The following is a 1468-nucleotide window of genomic DNA, read 5'->3' on the forward strand; positions in this document are numbered from 1 at the left end:
CCTGTCGATGCGGCGTGCGCCGGATCGAAGCCGACACCGCCGGCAGGTTCGAGCGGCAGGGCGACCAGCACCGGTCCGGCGCCGGTATCGGCGGTGACCGGCAGCGGTCGCGGCGCGTCCATCAGGTCAGGGATGGAGAAGGGGGTTGCATCCGGAAAGATGCCCCGTGCCGACAGGATCGAGACCTGGCCGGCATCGAGCATTGCCTGGTCCAGCGTCAGCTGCTGAAAGCCGAACGTATGCAGCTGCCCGGCCTGCAACGCGCCGCGCACCGTCGCCTCGAAGAAGCGATCCTGCTGCTGAAAATGCTGGGTCCGGAGAAACAGGCCTTCGGACCACAGCACCCTGTTTGCATCGCTCATGCCGCTACTTCCTGCATCGAGCACCCCTTGCCCTGGCCGCTAGGCGGAAATGCCGCCGCTGCCAAGCGTGACGTTGACGGTAACTGTTGATCCCGACGACACCGACTTGGTCGTACGCCAGGTCCGGCCGCCGGGCTCGCGAACGAGGGCAACGAAGCCCAGCGCAGCCGCGTCCGGCTCGACCGTGATGGTTTTGGAGGCGGTCTTTCCAGGCCCGACGGAGATCTGGTCGGATCCGATGAGATCGCCTGCGAGTGCGGAGCCGGCATCCCCCTGCAACGCGAAATAATCGGCCGAGTTGAATTTACCGGTGCTGCGCAGCCGCATCACGAGGACCGTCACGGGCCGGTCGCCGCCACCTGGTCCCGGGTTCATGCCGGCCGCCCCGGTCAGATTGACAGTGACCGCCGATGGTTTTGGCGGACCACTCTGGCAAGCCGCCAGCAGCCCGGTTGCGCCCAGGGCAACGATGAATTCGCGGCGATCGATCATGTTTCACTCCTCCTCATATGCATCCCGAAAATCAGCGCCGATTTCGCCCAAAAAGCTCGATTCCGCACGCTGGGCGATTTCACGATGGCGTTTCTGGTAGAGCTCCCACAGCTTGGCGCGGCGCCCGCCCGAAAGCAGGGTGCCGATCGCGGAACTCGATTTGAGCTCTTCCTCGATCACTGCCGGGTCAAAACGGTCAATCATTCGCCGCAAGGCGGACTGCACGCCTCGCCAGGCGCGCACGTGATGTTGCGCGAGATCGCGGACCGCGTCGGCAATTGCCGCTTCACCGGCCAGAAATCCGGGGCTGCGCTCGGCGATAAGGGTCACGATGGCGTCGTCCACCGTCGGCAGAAACTTGAGCGGATTGACTTCAGAGGCCCCAACCACCGTCTGGGCGACGCGAGCGTTTCCTTTTTCCTCGGCCCGCTTGCGCAGCAGCTGCATCAGGCCTTCCATCATGAGCCGATACTCGCGACCGAATTTTTCCATTTCCGCGATGCTGTCGCGTCCGGGAAAATCGGCTTCCTCGATGCCCATGCCTCGCAAGAACGCGGTGCGAAGGGCCATGTTCGCCGGTTGCGCCGCTGCCGGGGAGGGGGCGGGTTTGGGGG

At 64.8% G+C, this 1468-nt stretch carries 3 protein-coding genes; all 3 read right to left on the bottom strand.

The genetic code is table 11. From position 1 onward, the window contains the following. A partial coding sequence (tssK, locus tag EOA86_RS34410; RefSeq protein WP_164892316.1) for a type VI secretion system baseplate subunit TssK occupies positions 1-362 on the bottom strand: 362 nt, incomplete at its 3' end. A 39-nt stretch (positions 363-401) separates the two neighbouring features. Then, positions 402-854, bottom strand: a complete 453-nt coding sequence (tssJ, locus tag EOA86_RS34415; RefSeq protein WP_023801306.1) for a type VI secretion system lipoprotein TssJ — start codon at positions 852-854, stop codon at positions 402-404. 3 nt (positions 855-857) lie between these two features. After that, the coding region (gene tagH / locus EOA86_RS34420; RefSeq protein ID WP_128345582.1) for a type VI secretion system-associated FHA domain protein TagH at positions 858-1468 on the bottom strand (611 nt) is incomplete at its 5' end.

Source organism: Mesorhizobium sp. M5C.F.Ca.IN.020.32.2.1, from assembly GCF_004023105.1.
GTDB lineage: Bacteria > Pseudomonadota > Alphaproteobacteria > Rhizobiales > Rhizobiaceae > Mesorhizobium > Mesorhizobium wenxiniae.